We start from the raw sequence: 17,966 nt of genomic DNA, 5'->3' as shown, positions 1-17,966 counted from the left end.
CTTTCAAAATCCTTGCCGAGCGATATCGTAATCGAGGAAAAAGACTGGGCTTAAGATTCAATTTAATTGCGGGAATCTATAATTTAAAGCTGAGCAAAAAATGAATTATGAAAGAAGTCTATAGTGTTTTTATTTTGCGTGATGTAATTTAGGGTAGTGTAGTGTACTTTGATTTTTGGTCACTAATATTTTTATGATAATCAACAATAATAACCAACATGTAGGTACTTGGTTTAAAGATAATTTACTGTTTGGTAAATTATTGATTGCTACTAGCTACTCTCAATTTTGAATTCTTAAGGATTTTTTACTACTCACAGGCACCTCGTTAAGTAGCCATTTTATCTATAAGATTTTATAAAATCAGTGGCTATTCAAGCTGAAATTTTATTCACGGAGACTTTTCGACCATTAGTAAGAAAATATGATATAAATTTTGTATTCAAGAAATACTTAGAGTAAAAGCATGTACTTACAATCGATAAAGATAAATAATTTTCGTATTTTTCAAAATTTTGAACTGGAGTTGAATAAAGGTCTAAACATTCTAATCGGGGAAAATGACTCTGGTAAAACTGCTCTTATTGATGCTATTAGACTTGTGTTAGATACTAACTCATCAGAGTGGACAAAATTTATAATTTCCGATTTTCATGATGGTAAAAATACTTTGAATATTCAATTGAAATTTGCAGATCTTAGTATTGATGACCAAAGTATTTTTCCTGAGCACATTACATATATCAAGAATACACAAAGCCAATCTGAAGCATTTTTATACGTAAATCTGACCGCATCTATCAAACAATTAACCAACAAAATCGGTCAATTTATTCAAACAGATATAAATTCTGGACAAAATGCTGAAGGACCCGCTCTAGAGAAAGTAGCGCGCATGTATCTTTCTACAACTTACTTAAAGCCTTTACGTGATGTTGAAGGAGAATTATCAGCAGGGCGCGCATCACGGTTATCTCAAATCCTGGCTAACCACGAAATCTTAGGAAAAAATGAAGAGAATGTGGAAAGGCTAATTCGTACCATGATTTGTGCGAATCAAGCAATTAAAGATGATACTGCAGTTATAGATACAAAAGGACAAATCCAAGCTCTTTTAGACAAAATCACATTTAATGATAAAAAATTTATTCCATCTTTAAATATGCTTGGTAGCAAAGCATTAGAAGAATTGAATGAAACAGAAAGACAAGCACTTTTTCGAGTAATCTTAGAAAAATTGTCATTGGGTTTAGATCACGCTGGGAAATCTCATGGTCTTGGATATAGCAATCTATTATTTATGGCAACAGAGCTTATGTTGTTATCACAAAGTTCCGATGAATTCCCTTTACTTCTCATTGAGGAACCAGAAGCCCACTTACATCCACAACTTCAAATGAAGTTCCTTAAATATTTAACTGAAGATCAACCAAATCTACAATGTATATTATCTACTCATAGCCCTCACTTTGCTTCTAAAGCACCTCTAGAGAATCTAATCATCATGAATAGTGGAATTGCATTTCCTTTAAGAAGGGAATGCACATTACTCGATTCTGATGACTATCCATTCTTAGCAAAATTTTTAGATGTTAGTAAAGCAAATATGTTTTTTGCTAAAAGTGTTCTAATTGTAGAAGGTGATGGAGAGAACATCCTATTACCCACGATTGCAGAACTTCTAGGTCGACCTTTAGAAGATTATGGTGTTTCCTTGGTTAATGTTGGCAATCTCGCCTATAAACGCTATGCAAAAATCTATCGTAGAAATAGTTCAACTTCGACACTTCCAATAAAAGTCGCATGTATTACAGATTTAGATATTTGGCCAATGAAAGCTGAAGCTAGAGCTGATAACCCTATTGGGTTTAAAAATAAAAAATATCCTAATCTAGATACTCAAGCAAAAGGAAATTTAAAGTATTGGAAGGACTATTATGATACACAGGAGAAAATAGACGACCATTTTCAAAAGAAACGAGCAATAGATGGTGAAAATGTTTATACCTTTGTTTCTAATGAATGGACTTTTGAGTATTGTCTCTGCAAATATGGTCTAGCTGAGCATGTGTATTCCTCAATAAAAGTGACAAGTGACCCCGAATTTTCAACTTTACCTACGGATATCGAAGAAAAAGCAATTAAAATATATAGTATGATTGAAAAGAAAGGCTCAGGGAAAACAGAAGCAACATACAAGTTAGTCGATATATTAAAAAGTAAATATAAAAATAAACCATTAGAACTTCGAGCACATCTTCCATCATATATTGTAGAAGCAATTGCATACGTAACAGAACCATTCTCAGAATTAACCGCAACTGGAGATGATTATGTTTAATATCTCTGATGATGATATTAATTTACTAGAAGGAGAAATGTCCCTTCAATTTGATAGTAGCCGCAGAGAGGCTTTAAAAAATTTTATTGATGTCCAAGCATGCCCTGGCGGAGGAAAAACAACATTAATTGCTGCCAAGCTTATTTTATTATCAAAAAAATGGAATAGCCCATATAAAGGTATTTGTATTATTAGTCATACTAATGTTGCTAAAGATGAAATTATTGCTCGACTTGAAAAACATGAACATGGTAGAAAAATTTTATCCTACCCACACTTTATTGGCACCATTCAAGAATTTATTAATAGATATTTGGCTATACCATATTGCCGCCAAAATAATATTCATGTAAATCAAGTTGATGATGAAATTTGTACAAAAGTATTATCATTTCACATAAAACCAGGTACTAAAGCTTATCTAAAAAATAAACATGCTAGTATTTCTGATCTTCAGTTTAAATTTGTAAATGGGGACTTAAATTTAAATATTCCTGGGTTTACAAGAGAATCTAACTCTGAATCCTATAAAAATCTAGTCAGTGCAAAAGACTTATTAATACAAAAAGGTTTATTTTTTTATAGAGAAATGTTTGAATTCGCTAGTGCAAACATTCAAGAGAATAGAGAAATCATTTCTTCTTTAAAAAAACGATTTCCAATTGTTTTTATAGATGAAATGCAAGATACCTATCAATATCAAGATGAAATCTTAAATATAATATTTGGTGAGGATTCAAATATTCAACGATTTGGCGATCCTGATCAAAGTATTTTCGAAAGTAGTAATGAACTTTTAAATACATCTTACAATGGTAGAAATCATCACAATATTACTGACTCTAATAGATTTAACCAGACTATAGCCAATTTATCTTCTGGATTAAGTTATAATAGATTAAGCTTAACATCAGCTATTACATCAAATTTTGAAAATACTATATTCTTAATAGATAATGAAAATCAACATAAAGTTATTAATGCTTTCGCAACGCTATGCTCTAATCAGTTAACAGAATTTAAAAAGGATCCTATTAAGATTGTAGGTGCTATAGGAACTAAAAATAACACCAATATATCTTTAGTAAACTACTTTCCAGAATTCAAAAAATCTAATTCATTATCAAATTATAGACCTGAAAGAATTATTTATTGTTTTAGAAGAAATAATATCAATCAAAATTGGCATTCTAAAGAAATTTATAAATCTGTACTAGAAGGAATATGCTACTATGCAAAAATTAATAGCCAAAAAATTTCTATAGATAATACCGAACTAGAGTTTAGTGTTAATAATGTTAAAAAATATTTAAAAAAAGAATCAAAATTAAAAAATTTTAATAAATTATTTATATCTATATTAAGAGAAGAAGATTTAAATCAAGAGTTCTGGGATAGCTCAATTTTGCAAATGTTCCAGATTTTTAATCTAAATGGCTTATCAAAAATTCCAGAGTATCTTAATTACGATGGACATACCCTATCTGCACAAGGCAATAATGAAAAGTGTGAACAAAATAAAATTTCTATCGAAATTAATACCAAGAAAATAGAAATGGAAGTTGCTACTATACATAGCATTAAAGGCGAAACCCACGCCGCAACTCTAATAGTTGAAACAACATTTGGAAGATCATATGATATTTCAAATGTATTTACTTACCTTGTACATCAACAACAAGCTACACAACCAAGACCACAGACAGTTAAGTTCATGAAACAAATCTATGTCGCTATGACTCGCCCTAGGCATTTTGTTTGTTTAGCTGTACATAAAAACAAGGTTAACGAGCATCTTTCTTTGGCTGAACAAAAAGGTTGGAAAATAATTGATCTTACTATGACTTAATTCTATATTTTACTAAATATATTGGACTTGTTAAAAATATATTTGTGAAATATCTATGTAAAAGTGTTTTAGTATCTTTGCATTTGAAACAAAATTTAATTTGATCTTCATTTTTATTCAGACGGAAAGGTAATGTTTCCCCCTCAAAAGTTAAGTTATGTGCTCGATTATGACTTTTCTGATCCTTAGACTTTAAGTTCAAGAGATCGAGGTCTGCCGATACAGGCTAAATGTAAACAGAATTTAAATGCTGCTAGCGCTTTGGCATCTTTTGTTGAGTAAAGTTGGAGACGAACATAATCTTCTTGGGTCGTAGGATGCTCTGTTGTGCTTGATTTAGCCAGCTTTATTAAAAAAGGTTGTTTCTTTTTATCTAACAATTGTACCAAGTCTTGTCCAAGCAAATGCCAAAATTGATGGGGAAACAGGTCTTTTACCTTGGAATAAAATGATTCCAATTGATCGATTTTATTCCAGCGATAATGAATGCCAGTATGCGAAACTGTAACACGACTTAAAAATGTCTCAAGCACCGCTTTTATTTGATCTGGCTTTTTTTCAAAGATATTTTGAATATTTTCAAAGAAATAGTTCCTTGCTTTGCGCTCTTCAATGGTATCTATCATCGCGGGTTTCAAAGGTTTATCCAGATGATTTGTGTTGTTGAGATCAAATAACCTTGGGTTGTTTTTTTGAGACTTGAGTTGGCCCAGTTGTTTGGCATTTTCATACCAATAGTTAACCAGTTCAACAGGTAAGCTCATTTCTTGTGATACCCGATCTGGATCATGATGAATTTCCAGTAAATTTAGGCACTTAAAAAACCATACAAATGAAACTTTGGATTCTTTTGTTCCCGCGAAATATTTAAAAAAGTCATGAGGCTGTGAGTTAAATGAAACCTCATCTAGAATGTCTTCGACATTACTTTTTAACCAGTCAGGTTGATCGTTGAGTAACTGCTGACTTAAATGAACAGCATGCTTTTCGAAATTGAATGGAGCAGAATCTTTTACTGTGTTTAAAAATTTGAAAGAAGGTAGGTAGCCCATCATCTTTTTTGCCAGTTGAGTATCGATGTCTGGGTGATATTTCAGTATTTTATGCCCAGCAATCAGGTAGCTTAGATGAATATAACTTTTAAAAGTTTCTGTAGGGTCAATGTGACCCAGTAAATGGGCAATCATAAACCAATGATTTTGACCATGTGTATGACGGAGTAACTCTGTCCGAATGGACTGATATTGTTCTTCAGTATAATCCGTCAGATTCTTGGCTAGGGGAGCGTAATCGCAGTTGAGCAGAACGGATAAGTGATTGGCAGCCGTGTGTCGAAATGAGTGAAAAGAATAATCATGAGTTTTAAAAAGCTCGTTCATAATCATTCTAAAAGGTGTTGTCACCGTATGTTTGTTCAGCTTGCTATTTTCATTCCAATTACGGAATAGGTATAAGTTTTCCTGATTTAGTAGTCGTTGCTCGACTACATGATTATGAAATAGTTGATATTCATCGGGTTTTAATAAGCAATATACAGGGACTTTGCGTTCAGCACTATCTGTTTTAAGTTGATGTAAGTTTCCTTTCTTTTTTGAGCCGTAGGGCTGAATCCATACTGATAGACAGCTCAAGCCCTCGATATCCCGCACACGTAAGCCTAGAATTTCATTAATACGCATACCAGTACGGTAAGCTAAGATATAGATGATTTTTAATGTCTTATAAGTGTTTTCTTGACTATTAGCACCTGAAAATAAGGTATCTAACTTGTTCATGAAAGCTTGATAAGTCAAAGGGCCAATAATACGGGCTCTAGGCCTATTTTGTATGGCAATTGACTCTAATTCGAGAGATTCAGCTTCGAAAACTGTTTGTTGAAAGCTCTGGAAGCGCTTCAACATCCTGACGGTCTGACCACTGGATTTTTTAAACTCAGGTTGGCCTGCTTCGTCTGCGAGTCGGGTATTCGTGATGATTTGTTGGTAGATCTTCGCTAAGTTCGTATTCAGATCATCTTCGCTGTCCAGATATTGTAAAGAATGGGTGAGCCACGGCTCAGCAATACGGGAGTAATAAGTGTAAATGGAACTATCTGCTAACGGTCTGTTCTTCTGAAACGCTTTTTGAAATTGGTTTACGCAAAAATTAAAACGTTCAGCCAGCGGCTTAATATGTTCCAGTGCTGGTTTATAAAGGCTGATGAGCCATAAGGCGACACGTTTACTATACTCATTAAATTTATTAGTATTTTCAATGCAATATTTAATGATTAATGCATCGATACTTTGATCAGTTTGTGATGTACGAATCAGTTGTAAAAGGTCTTTGTGAATCTTTATAACATCATCCAAGGCTTGCTGAATATCATCATTAGAGTAGGATTGACCCACAAAAGATGATGATTTTTCTACATTTGAATCAGTAAGAGTGTTCTGCTGATATTTAAATTTTGGATGAAGAAATCTTTCAAATTCTATTTCTGATAAGCCACATGTTGCAGTATTTTCTATGAGACATTGTGAGAGAGCAGGATCAATGTCAACTTTCGGGAGTTGCATCCAGTTAAAGTTGGCGTAGTCGCGTAATAATTTATAAGTTTTGAGATTAAATGATAACTTAATTTTATTAAAAATAAGCTGTAGATAATCTTCTACATTCTGGTTTACTGTACGAATATTTCTGCTATTAAAATGAATTAACCATAAGCGGGTAATTTGATCAGGAATAAAATTACGCGATTTACGAATGTTTTTTTCATCAATAAATAGATCTCCATAAGAGGGAGAGAGCGGTTCTAAAAATATAATATTCAGATCGTCGATTTTTCTGATTTTTGCCGGATCTTTTAAGTGTTCAAGCAAAGCCTCTAAAGAGGATTTTTGATTTAAGCCTGAGTAAAGCAGGGCAGAAATAACAATATTTCCAATGATTTCATCATCTGAAAATGCCTGACTATCTTTCGCTAGAATCCAGTAGTCCCAAAGCTTATCAATAACTTCATCAACATGATGTCCCTTCTCGATCCAGTCCATGGTAAAAACCGGCTGATCACGCTGCATCTCAAATGTCAGATGCGGTAGGGGCAAAGTCTCACGACGATTTAAATTGATTCGCTTGATATATGACCGAAAAAATTCATGCGCATATTTTTTCCATGCCAAGCTTGGAGCTTTGCGTTTAATAAAATCATAAACTGCTGGATAGAAGGATTCAAGGTGCTCTTTTTGTTCCAAATCTTGTTCTTGGAAATATTGAATTAGTTCCTGTTCTACATCTGCTCGAAGCTGTTTTTCCTGATCGAGTCGGTCTCGTTTTCTACGTTTTTCTGCATACAGTGGTTGAATTTGCTTAGTACGTTTATTGAGTGAGGACATCGAGTTCAATACCGGTGATATTAAAATGATCTTTCATTTGTTCAAGAATATGAGCAATGCTTGAATATTGTGAAATAGATAAGCTGGAGTAAGGATGAGCAGCTTCTTGCTGCATCGGTTCATGACCGAATAAAGCTAAAATTTCAATTTCGCTAATTTTATGGCTGAGAAACGCACGGGCAGTATGCCGGTGCCAGTTTTCATGTAGCAAACTTAACTCAGGATTAGATTTTTTTACAATCGATGGCCTTAAAGGTTGCCATTGACCATCCTGAAAGATATTCAAAAGTGGGAGCTTGCTCTCTAAAATTTGTTGAATATGTAGTGAAATTTCTGGCTGACTAGGAGCAATTTGAGTTTTTAAATAATGTAAAAAATCTATGAATTTCTGGAGTTCTTGTACAACAAAATGACCCAGTGGAATTAAACGTCCATAGCCTTGACGCCCACCCACCTCTTTATCAGAAACCATGCATATTTTTCTTTTTAGGTTAAAGCTTTTTAAAAAACCTGGAAATTCAGCGACGGGTCGTGCAGCAGTAAAGAGCAACAAGAAATGCCACATCCACAGATTGTAGTGATTAAAAATTACTATCCAGTCGTCTTCTTTTTGTGAAATTATTCTGAATTTGAGAGTGGCAAAGATATTTTGAATCACATTTGAAGTAGGTGCTTTGCGGCTTCCAAAGTTTTTTTTTGCAGCATATTCAATATTCTGGTACTCATCGGACAACGACTCACACAGTTCTTTTAAAATTGAGACATATTCAGTCTGTAAAGTCAGGATATTTTGATGACAATAAGAAGTAGAAGAAGACTTGTTGGCATCAATACCGGTGAGAAGGTCAGCAAGCTGTTTATTTCCCGTGCGTTGCAAAATAGTCTGATGTAAAACAGAGCCAATTCTTATTAGTGATAATTTTGGAATATAAAATTTGGCTCTCAGCTGTTTCAAATGTTGCTGAAGGTCCTCTTCCTTAATGGGGTCACCGTCTCGCAGAGATTCAATAAATGAATTCGGGATCGGGATGTCCAGATGAACTGTTTGGTTTAGCAAGCCCTCTGGATAAGCAAAATCCTTATTTTCAAAAATTGAAAATTTACTTCTCAGATAATATTGTCCATTGCTTTGCTTGATCTGTTGGCGAGCATTTAAATTTTTAGCACGTTTACTTTGTAGACGTAGCCACTCCTGGATTTTATTTCCTGTCAGAAATGACAGCATCAGGATTAAGGATACCTTCTTTTTTTTGGTTTCTTTATCCTTGTCTTTAGAATCTTCTTTAATCTCAACAATGTAATTTTTATATAGTTCAGTAATTAAGGCACTTATGCTTGCGATATTAGGAAAGAGGCTGCTGTATGGCAGCAAATGTTCTTTCCGTTGAATATGTTTGGCAACCAGAGGCAGCACATAGCTCTGGCTGGATTCGGAATATGCAGCAAGGGGGGTAACGATGGTTGGGTCTACAAATATTTGACGTGTATCTTGGTCATCTAGTTGTTGTTCTATATTGAGAGCCTTAGATTTTTGCCCTTTTTTAATTTCTGAACTTTCTGCAATCAGCTGATCTTCGTCTAAAAATTCATGTTGCAGTTGCGTCTCGATGCTCGCTTTGGCAATTTTTGCCTTATTTTGCAAAACATAATTAAAGGTGATGCGGATCACGTTTAGCAGGTTTTGCATAAAATCATTAGATGACTCTTTATCAAGTTCTTCATCAATAACCTCATTCAAATTCCGAATAAATTCAACTAAGGAAAGGGAGGGATCTTTAAGATACTTTTCCCAAAGGAGTCTATATTCAGGAGTATTTTGATATTCTTTTTCAGAACTTAGAATCCGATTGGCGGTACGGAAGCGTTGGAATAAACGTTTTACAGTATTGAAATGTTCAGTGTGATCCTCTTTAAAAAGTTCAGGTTTAATGTCTGGAAGTGCAATTAAATAGATTGCTGCTTTTAAGACTAGGATATTCCAGATTAAGGCATTTTCTTGTGACTTTACTAATTGTGCAATTGAGTTCACATACCAAGTAATGGGTGTTGCACTAACAGTATGTTTTCGAGAGGAGACCAAGGCAGCGGGTCTAACAACAACAGAATTGGTTTGTAGATCAAAATCTAATAGATCGAGATTCAGCTCCTTCAGATATTGATCAGTGGGGTGTGAAGTCAGTAAATCAGCAACATATTGAATATGTTCGGTACGTTGGAGCTGCTCATCACCAAAGAGTTTTTCCAATGTCTGTTTTAATGATACCCGAGGAATATCAGCAGCATTTTGACGGCTTGAGTTAGATTCTGACATTATGCTTTCCATAGCTGATCTGGCGTGAGAACGAAGTCCACATTGTTTAAAAACTGTTGAACAATTTCACTAGTTTGTTGCAGTTGATCAAGCACACTCTGCCTTTTTCGATTTATAACTTTATTGCGATAATTCAGCTGATTTCGTGTATATGACAGCAGATAGGCAAGCAGATCCAAACTCATTTTACGTTGAGGTTTGAAGGAGTTTTCTTTGTTTAACTTGTAAATAGTCTCGGCAGAAATGTATTCATTTATTAAGTTATGTAACCTTTTGGGATTCAATCGATTAAGATCATAATAAGTAGATGATAGAAATTTTAGAAATTCGGAACTAACCACATTTTTTAATAGTTCGATTTTTTTGTTATCTTTGGGAAGAGAATGGATAATTAGATTAATTTCTTTGGGTGCGTTCTGAGTCCAGTATAGAAACCATTGGAAATTACTGGCGATGGTATAACCGGATAGATTAGTATCTTTCCAGACGTGAATTTCGGGACGTGGATTCAAGATACCTAGATCTGTTTTTAAAGCTTTGAAAGCCTCTTGATAGCAAAGATAAATTCCAGAAAAATCAGGGTGTATACTGATTTGGATTTTATTAAAATTTTTGCACAACAATTTTTTTGGTGTGCCAAATTCTTCATTGAAATAAAAAGCTGTTCCCATATAAATGAGAGTCCCCAAAAGTGTAAAAAATAATCAAGTGAATATTCTTATAATTTTTTGAAATTTTAAACAAGATTGATCTACCCTATATTTTGTGTTTATTTACAATTAACATACAATATGTTGTGATTTTTATCATTTTAAGGACTGAGTCACAAATTGTAGCAATGCTATTTATTTTAGAAGCCCCCCAACCTTGGCAAGGTCACCGAGATTTATACCATTAAATAATGTTAACTATAAGTATATGATTTAATTTATTGTGTGTAGTTTTTAGTGGGGTGAAATTTTTAGCAATTTAGATCATTTAAGGGTATTTTGGTCACTTCATATTGGAAATTTTCGTCTATAAAAGTCACCTGTATTTTGGTGCTAATTTTCATGAGAAACAACAACATTATATAATTTAATATAATGTTTCTTGATCCTCATGAAAATTTTTTATATTCAATTCAATAAATGAATATTATGCTCAATCCTATTTTGGATCATCTGGAGAGTCTCTGTTTGAATTTGTCCAGGTAATAGATTATGAGCGATACTGCTGAATCGGATTGCAACCTTACAAATCGAGCCAATAATTTCATCGACTTCTTGGGCAGAAAGTTCCGCTTCCTGAGTACCAAGTTTTACAAGAGCTTGTCGAGGAATATCCAGTGCCTCACCCATGATATCCATTTGATGATATCCACCTGGCCCTTCACAGAAAGTAACATCATAGGCAGGGGAGAGTTTCCATTGCCCATTTTGGGACATCAGAAATGAAAAGTTTTTGCAATGATCATCTCGATTATTGAAGACTACATTGAAAACAGCTCGCTTGAATGCAATTGCTTTTTCGCGAACATCATTGGTGCAAAAGTGTGCAGCGCGAAGAAAGTTACTGTAGTCTAAACTCCCTGGTGATTTAAAATCAGCTCCGGTGAAGGCAGCTAAACTTTGCATAGGGATACGCATACCATCATGGCGGTCAAATCTTTTTGATGCAAATGCGGTTAATCCATTCGGAAGAGTAAAATATTGAGTATCAGGGGTGTCAATATCACAATGACGTAAACATTCTGCATAAACAGCTTCAATTGCACAAACTTCAGGATGCTCTTGCTGAGCGGGAAATTTGATCAGCCAGGCTTCATGTTGATGTGAGCTAACTGTTGAGAATTCGTTGGTGACAGGATCACGATAGACGAGTGCTTTTGGCCTTGCACCTTGTGGTGATCCACCCATAACTAATAAATGCTGTAAAAATTCAGCACCTTCTCCTTTGAGAACTTCCTGGACTTCTTGGGCGAGTTTAAGCAGTGGAATATTTTCAGTTAATGCTAACTCAGGTGCTGAAGGTTCAAAGGATAATGCCCCCATCGCATGTGTATTAATATACGTGAGTCTTTCTAATGGCCCAATCCGTGCTGGATTGAGTCCATTTTTTTTAAATAAGCGATCCATAAGGAGCATGCCCCAACCATCGGGTAGGGCATCATATATAGGACCTGGTAATCCCATTTGATGTGCAGGAAAGTTCGTTCTTAATGGGTCACCTTTTAACGGAAGTAGGTAAGAGGAAAGTTCTAAACCTTTACTGATCGCTTCTGCACTGTATTCAAAGGCGATTAATGGTCGACCTGTGATTGCGGTTGAGGAGACCAGTGTACCCCAAAGCCAATATTCACCCCATCCATTGTAGTAAACATTAAGTTTTTTGAGCATGGATTTATTTCCTTTTGATACGTTGGCGAGCCGTATTGCTCTCATAGCGGAGAATGTCATCTACACTGTTTAAATGAGGTTTAAAGAGTTCCTCTAATTCTTTTAATCGACCCAGTACCATGGCAACGCGTACTAAATTTTCAAATGAAACATTTCGACCAGCTTCCAAATTAGATACTGTATTTACACCAATACCAGCACGTGTAGCGACGTCTGCCTGAGTCATTTCCAGATAAAGTCGTTCCTTACGAAGCCTTTCACATAATAAAGTAACAACTTCTTCAGGTTTTTTGAATTTTAAATACATAATATTGGGTCTTATGTCTATATACGCCTATTAAACCACAAAATAATGGAGTTATAAAATAAACCGACTTAGTCGGTAAGGAGGGTACTTTATTGGCCTGATTAGATCCTATTAGATTAAAGAAGTCTAATTAGACATTTGCTTTAAGCTCAATCAGTTTCGCGTGGTGTCGCGAGGAACCGTGATTTGCTATCAGTTCAATCTGGAATATCTGACACAAGTGGTCTGGAGTAATGAGGTCGATGGGCAGCGCTTTGCCTTTCTTGATACCTTATTCAGTACCGATTTACAATTTATTCATCATCTTCCGCAAACATTGCTTCAATTTCATCCCAGTGCGGAAATTTATACTTGTTTTTATTCACTTCAAATTGCAGGCCTACTGCATTAAGTATAGATTCAAATATGCTAAATGAGCCTGTAAAGTGGCCATTTTCTATCTCTGAAATTGTTGTTTTATTAACGTTCGTTTTTTCTGAAAGATTTTTCTGTGTATAGCCCAGAGCTTTTCTTGCCAAACGTATTTCTTTACCTATTTCTTCTCTTGAAGCCATATCAATTCTAACCCTAGAAATTTGTTCGCTATATAGCAAACTTTTGATAAATTATGGCAAATATTCGCTATATAGCAAACTTTTATAGTGATTTTTGAATACCTTTGAATTTATAGGGTTCGATTTTGCCTTAAATTATTTGAATAGAGCTCATATGTGTATAGGATTTTTAATCCTTTAGAATTAGGCTAGCCTGTCTCTTGATGTAAAATAAATAATACTTGGACATCTATTCTTGTTTTATCTGGACATTTTTTTCTGCTTTAGGGTTAAATGAAACTACACAAAGATGTGGAACTTTGATTAAAGAACAGGCGTGGAACAGTAAAATTCAACAAAAAAGCCGTTCCAGTGCGCTGTTTACTGGAACGGCTTTAGTTAAGGTATTGATACTTATAGTAAAATTCAAGCATTTCGTATAACGCGTATTATGTTAATTTTAGAGAAATTACATAATCACAGACACAGCCTTAAAAAATAAAAGACTTGTGTGCCACTATTCCTGTCATTGCACCATCACCGACAGATAAAGCAACAGAACCGCCAGAACGAGTCACATCACCACATGCATAAACGCCTTTAATATTGGTTTCTTTTGCAGGAGAGGTTTTAATCGCTTCACCGTATTCATTGCTGTCAATGTCTAAGCCTAAATTACGAATCCAATCTGCCTGTAAACGAGTGACTGTAGACACGAATAGACCATTTAATGTTGTACGCTCTCCATCTACAAACACGATGTCACAATGGTTTTCAATACGTGCAACTTTACGAGTTTCTATGACAATTTGACGCTTAGAGAGTTTCGCCAATAGTTCATCATCTAATTGTTCAGCTTTGATAGCATCGTTTAAAAATAATGTTGTATTTCCCCAATCAGGCAACATCAATGCTTGATGTAATGAATGCATACCCGATGCAAGCACACCAACCTCACCCATATTCAGTTCATATCCATCACAATAAGGACAGTGGTAGATCGATTTACCCCAACGCTCTGCTAAACCATCAACTTGAGGTAATTCATCTTTTACACCTGTGGCAATGGTGATTTTTTCTGCTTGGAATTGCTGCTCTCCAGCACTTACCAAATATTTTCCATCTACAGCTTTTACATCTGTTACTGTTTTAGATAGCCATGAAACTGTTGAATATTTTTCAACTTGTGCGCGTGCTTCTGCCGCAATTGCATCAGGTGCACGACCATCTTGGGTTAGAAAATTATGTGAATGCTCTGCAAAGCGGTTTCTACGTTGTCCTGCATCAATAATCAAAATTTGACGACGAGCACGTGCTAAAGGCAATGCAGCAGAAAGACCTGCATAGCTACCACCAATAATTACAACTTCATAGTTCATTCCAAAGACACTCAATATGTAACTTTTGAAGTTACTATATCATTTTTAAAATTGATATGAAACTTTCAATGTTACAATCTTTCTAATCCATTCACTTCTAGATCTAACCATGCGTAAAGACAGTAAACTTTCTCGAATGCTTCATGTACTTTTACATATGGCTCGTGAAGATAAGCCTTTCACGTCAGATTACATTTCAGAGATGCTCGAAACCAATCCCGTTGTTGTACGTAGAACAATGTCTGGCTTAAAGAAGCATGGATTTGTTGATTCAGAGAAAGGACCTGGGGGCGGTTGGACTTTAATTAAGTCTTTAAGTGAAATCTCTTTGTATGATGTTTATGTGGCAGTAGGTGAGCCGTCAATTTTTGCGATTGGCAACGAAAATAAGCAGCCTGATTGTTTGGTTGAACTCGTCGTAAACCAAGCTCTGGATCAGGCATTCATTGAAGCCCAACAATTACTTATCAATAATTTAAAGGCTACCAAACTAGATAAATTGGCACATGATTTTCAGATTGAATGGGATAAACATATTGCGGATAAACAGTCCCACTTAACATAATGGCTGTTATACGAAATAAAAAAAACTAGGCACTGGCCTAGGTCTTAATTTTAAAAAAATACATAAAAATTAAGTTTTTAGACTCGATTTTTTAACTTCGTATAACGTGTATTATGTTAATTTTAGAAATACTAAAAGTTACTAATGTTCCATAAGGGGATCATAAATATGTCATCCAAATATGATTTAGATAAATTATTAGATCCTTATGGCATAGAAAAACTTCATAAAACTATAACTAGAATTACAGATCCTTTGAAAGGATATCTTTCCATGAATCCAGCGATGGCTAGCATTACAGGAGCATATGAAAATCCTGCGCTGGAGGCTATGAAAAAAGCCTCAATGCCTTGGAAAGAACATGAAGCTATAAATGCAGCGATGGCTAGCATCACAGGAGCATATGAAAATCCTGCGCTGGAGGCTATGAAAAAAGCCTTAATGCCTTGGAAAGAACATGAAGCTATAAATGCAGCGATGGTTAGCATCACAGGAGCATATGAAAATCCTGCGCTGGAGGCTATGAAAAAAGCCTCAATGCCTTGGAAAGAACATAAAGCTATAAATGCAGCGATGGCTAGCATCACAGGAGCATATGAAAATCCTGCGCTGGAGGCTATGAAAAAAGCCTTAATGCCTTGGAAAGAACATGAAGCTATAAATGCAGCGATGGCTAGTATCACAGGAGCATATGAAAATCCTGCGCTGGAGGCTATGAAAAAAGCCTCAATGCCTTGGAAAGAACATGAAGCTATAAATGCAGCGATGGCTAGTATCACAGGAGCATATGAAAATCCTGCGCTGGAGGCTATTAGAAGTGCCGCATCATCTGTCACAATTAACAAATCATTAGGTTTACAGGCCGATGTACAAAGACTTATAGCTGCTAAGACACTAATTCCAGATTTGAATACTAAAATTTTTAATTTGAATCAAAAACTTTATGCTATTGCTGGGTTAGCTGAACAAAGTCCCAACCAGAATAATTTTGATTCTATTCAAAATTATTTGAACACTCTCGATGATTTTAATGAAAAATATAATCAAGACGTAAACATCAATAGAACAACAATCCAAACACTAGATTTAGTTCTTGAACAGCAAGAGACGTTAGAGCTGACATCTGACCTAAAAAATATAGGTATTTTTGATACAGCAAGTGGATCTATTTTATTAGAATATTTAGAAACACTGCCAACAGATAAAGCATCATATCTTTTAAGGCTCATAATTTGTTTACTTGTATGGTTTGCAGGGACCGTTACAGAACCAATTATTAATGAATATGAACCTATTAAAAATAATCAAAAACGCTTAGTAAACCTTGTAAATGGTGTAGAAGGTCTAGCGCGTGTCATAAAAGATTGTGACTTAAAGGATCAACCAAACGGTCTAAAAGAAATAATTTTAGAAAAAGAATCTATAGTCACAGTGTATAAAACGAATGAAGATATCCCAGATGGATGGTCCAGAATTAAATTCAATAAAGATGGGCATGATATTACAGGATACATTAAAACATCTGAGTTCCATCTACTTGATTAATCTCTATTTAACATAATAGAGGTTATACGAAATGCTTTTTAAAATATCCTTGTTTTTCATATAGTTAAAAATTTTTCATCCCCCCTGAAAAACAACAAAAAACCGACTTAAAAACAAGTCGGTTTCTTTTTAAGCAATTTTGATACTTCTTGCCAATAAAATTGATCAGTATTTAATCAATTTGTCATTTTTCTCTGCGTTATCAAGCCAGCGCTGGCTTAAATTATCCCCATTTTCTGCGGACAACTTTTGGGATAAGTTTTAATCAATTTTGTACACTATGACACACATTAATTCACACCCTTGGCATTTCTTCGATGTCTATGGGTTTTATTACTGGTCATCTGTAAAAAAGGGATATAGCGTCTTGATGACCATTAGCAGCAGCTTTTTTTATCCATATTTCAGCTATTTCATTATTTTGGGCGGTTCCATCACCCCGAAGATACATCATTCCCACTGTAAATTGAGCATCAGCATTTTCTTGCTCGGCAGATTTACTGTACCACTCAAAGGCTTTTTCATAGTCTTGAGTGACACCTTGGCCAATGGCATAAATTCTACCTAGACTATATTGAGCATCAGCATTTCCTTGCTTGGCAGATTTACTGTACCACTCAAAGGCTTTTTTATAGTCTTGAGTGACACCACTACCATCTTCATAAATAAATCCTAGATATTTTTGAGCATCAGCATTTCCTTGCTCGGCAGATTTACTGTACCACTCAAAGGCCTTTTTATAATCTTGAGCTACACCTTCACCATTAGCATAAGCTGCACCAAGGTTATTTTGAGCCTGAATATTTCCTCGTTGGGCAGCTTTGCTATACCACTCAAACGCTTTTTTATCATCTTCAGTTACCCCCTGACCATTGGCGTATAGTGCTCCAAGGTTATTCTGAGCATCAGCATTTCCTTGTTCGGCAGCCTTGCTATACCACTCAAACGCTTTTTTATAATCCTGAGAAACGCCTTCGCCATTGACATAAGCTTCACCTAGCAGAGTTTGTGACAAGGCATCTCCACGATTTGCTGATTCTTCAATATCTTCAAAATCAGATGTCTGGCTACATGCAGACAAGGATAAAATTGATAAAAGAATTATTATTTTTATATTGGGTATGAAATACATAATTAAATTGAACTACTTTTTTTTGGGTACGCTATAAGTATATAGCCTCATAATTTCGCATAAGAGATTTTATGTTAATCAGATGATTAAAAGGCCCGTAAATAGGGCCTTTCGTATAACGCGTATTATGTTAATTTTAGAAAATATTAAGGATGGGAATAGAGAATGGTAGAAACAGACTAAAAATTAGCACAGAACGGATGTTGTTATGCTTGATCCTGATCGGTTAAAAATACAAATTTAAAATCAATA

General features: G+C 34.9%; 12 protein-coding genes and 1 pseudogene. 5 read left to right on the top strand and 8 right to left on the bottom strand.

The genetic code is table 11. From position 1 onward, the window contains the following. The 3 genes and pseudogenes from M5F03_RS12710 to M5F03_RS12700 form a co-directional block, all read left to right on the top strand. Positions 1 to 104 (top strand): annotated as a pseudogene (locus M5F03_RS12710) (IS5/IS1182 family transposase); the annotation flags it as partial. A gap of 362 nt (positions 105 to 466) precedes the next feature. Next, a complete protein-coding gene (locus M5F03_RS12705; RefSeq protein WP_130130616.1) occupies positions 467 to 2,341 on the top strand; it encodes an ATP-dependent nuclease in 1,875 nt (624 codons plus the stop codon). Next, positions 2,334 to 4,190 (top strand): UvrD-helicase domain-containing protein, encoded by a 1,857-nt coding sequence (locus tag M5F03_RS12700; RefSeq protein ID WP_249683451.1) that lies wholly within the window; start codon positions 2,334 to 2,336, stop codon positions 4,188 to 4,190. Before M5F03_RS12705 ends, M5F03_RS12700 begins: the two co-directional genes overlap by 8 nt. A gap of 185 nt (positions 4,191 to 4,375) precedes the next feature. Here the strand turns inward: M5F03_RS12700 and M5F03_RS12695 are convergent, their stop codons facing one another. The 7 genes from M5F03_RS12695 to M5F03_RS12665 all read right to left on the bottom strand — a co-directional run bounded on the left by M5F03_RS12695 (position 4,376) and on the right by M5F03_RS12665 (position 14,472). Continuing rightward, on the bottom strand, positions 4,376 to 7,564 hold the full coding sequence (locus M5F03_RS12695; RefSeq protein WP_249683453.1) for a tyrosine-type recombinase/integrase: 3,189 nt from the start codon (positions 7,562 to 7,564) through the stop codon (positions 4,376 to 4,378). Then, a complete protein-coding gene (locus tag M5F03_RS12690; RefSeq protein ID WP_249683456.1) occupies positions 7,548 to 9,875 on the bottom strand; it encodes a hypothetical protein in 2,328 nt (775 codons plus the stop codon). The genes M5F03_RS12695 and M5F03_RS12690 overlap by 17 nt, the downstream gene beginning before the upstream one ends. Then, the gene (locus M5F03_RS12685; RefSeq protein WP_249683460.1) at positions 9,875 to 10,546 is read right to left on the bottom strand and encodes a hypothetical protein; all 672 of its coding nucleotides are present in this window, start codon (positions 10,544 to 10,546) and stop codon (positions 9,875 to 9,877) included. The genes M5F03_RS12690 and M5F03_RS12685 overlap by 1 nt, the downstream gene beginning before the upstream one ends. A 447-nt stretch (positions 10,547 to 10,993) precedes the next feature. Further along, positions 10,994 to 12,253: a type II toxin-antitoxin system HipA family toxin gene (locus tag M5F03_RS12680; protein ID WP_249683463.1), complete on the bottom strand. Its 1,260-nt coding sequence runs from the start codon at positions 12,251 to 12,253 to the stop codon at positions 10,994 to 10,996. 4 nt (positions 12,254 to 12,257) lie between these two features. Continuing rightward, entirely contained in the window at positions 12,258 to 12,560 is a 303-nt protein-coding gene (locus M5F03_RS12675; RefSeq protein WP_249683465.1) for a helix-turn-helix domain-containing protein, read from the bottom strand. 293 nt (positions 12,561 to 12,853) lie between these two features. Beyond that, positions 12,854 to 13,114 carry a helix-turn-helix domain-containing protein gene (locus M5F03_RS12670; RefSeq protein ID WP_180036186.1) on the bottom strand — a complete coding sequence of 87 codons (261 nt, stop codon included), beginning with the start codon at positions 13,112 to 13,114 and terminating at the stop codon, positions 12,854 to 12,856. A 470-nt stretch (positions 13,115 to 13,584) separates the two neighbouring features. Further along, positions 13,585 to 14,472 (bottom strand): NAD(P)/FAD-dependent oxidoreductase, encoded by an 888-nt coding sequence (locus M5F03_RS12665; protein ID WP_249708502.1) that lies wholly within the window; start codon positions 14,470 to 14,472, stop codon positions 13,585 to 13,587. A 109-nt stretch (positions 14,473 to 14,581) separates the two neighbouring features. Here M5F03_RS12665 and M5F03_RS12660 point away from each other — a divergent pair, with 109 nt between their 5' ends. Both M5F03_RS12660 and M5F03_RS12655 read left to right on the top strand, forming a co-directional pair. Further along, on the top strand, positions 14,582 to 15,037 hold the full coding sequence (locus tag M5F03_RS12660; protein ID WP_249708501.1) for an Rrf2 family transcriptional regulator: 456 nt from the start codon (positions 14,582 to 14,584) through the stop codon (positions 15,035 to 15,037). A 168-nt stretch (positions 15,038 to 15,205) separates the two neighbouring features. Next, positions 15,206 to 16,582 carry a hypothetical protein gene (locus M5F03_RS12655; RefSeq protein ID WP_249708500.1) on the top strand — a complete coding sequence of 459 codons (1,377 nt, stop codon included), beginning with the start codon at positions 15,206 to 15,208 and terminating at the stop codon, positions 16,580 to 16,582. Positions 16,583 to 16,922: 340 nt separating this feature from the next. Here M5F03_RS12655 and M5F03_RS12650 read toward each other — a convergent pair whose 3' ends face one another. Then, positions 16,923 to 17,714, bottom strand: coding sequence for an SEL1-like repeat protein (locus M5F03_RS12650; protein WP_249708499.1), 792 nt, complete (start codon positions 17,712 to 17,714; stop codon positions 16,923 to 16,925). Positions 17,715 to 17,966 lie beyond the last annotated feature (252 nt).

It is taken from the genome of Acinetobacter amyesii (assembly GCF_023499985.1).
In the GTDB taxonomy this organism is placed as follows: Bacteria; Pseudomonadota; Gammaproteobacteria; order Pseudomonadales; family Moraxellaceae; genus Acinetobacter; species Acinetobacter amyesii.
The sequence above is the reverse complement of the archived record's forward strand: the minus strand, read 5'-3'. Positions and strand labels throughout refer to the sequence as shown.

Excerpts from the sequence above, each read along its gene's own strand:
- M5F03_RS12705 (WP_130130616.1), top strand. The coding sequence starts at position 467 with ATGTACTTACAATCGATAAAGATAAATAATTTTCGTATTTTTCAAAAT.
- M5F03_RS12700 (WP_249683451.1), top strand. The coding sequence starts at position 2,334 with ATGTTTAATATCTCTGATGATGATATTAATTTACTAGAAGGAGAAATG.
- M5F03_RS12695 (WP_249683453.1), bottom strand. The coding sequence starts at position 7,564 with ATGTCCTCACTCAATAAACGTACTAAGCAAATTCAACCACTGTATGCA.
- M5F03_RS12690 (WP_249683456.1), bottom strand. The coding sequence starts at position 9,875 with ATGTCAGAATCTAACTCAAGCCGTCAAAATGCTGCTGATATTCCTCGG.
- M5F03_RS12685 (WP_249683460.1), bottom strand. The coding sequence starts at position 10,546 with ATGGGAACAGCTTTTTATTTCAATGAAGAATTTGGCACACCAAAAAAA.
- M5F03_RS12680 (WP_249683463.1), bottom strand. The coding sequence starts at position 12,253 with ATGCTCAAAAAACTTAATGTTTACTACAATGGATGGGGTGAATATTGG.
- M5F03_RS12675 (WP_249683465.1), bottom strand. The coding sequence starts at position 12,560 with ATGTATTTAAAATTCAAAAAACCTGAAGAAGTTGTTACTTTATTATGT.
- M5F03_RS12670 (WP_180036186.1), bottom strand. The coding sequence starts at position 13,114 with ATGGCTTCAAGAGAAGAAATAGGTAAAGAAATACGTTTGGCAAGAAAA.
- M5F03_RS12665 (WP_249708502.1), bottom strand. The coding sequence starts at position 14,472 with ATGAACTATGAAGTTGTAATTATTGGTGGTAGCTATGCAGGTCTTTCT.
- M5F03_RS12660 (WP_249708501.1), top strand. The coding sequence starts at position 14,582 with ATGCGTAAAGACAGTAAACTTTCTCGAATGCTTCATGTACTTTTACAT.
- M5F03_RS12655 (WP_249708500.1), top strand. The coding sequence starts at position 15,206 with ATGTCATCCAAATATGATTTAGATAAATTATTAGATCCTTATGGCATA.
- M5F03_RS12650 (WP_249708499.1), bottom strand. The coding sequence starts at position 17,714 with ATGTATTTCATACCCAATATAAAAATAATAATTCTTTTATCAATTTTA.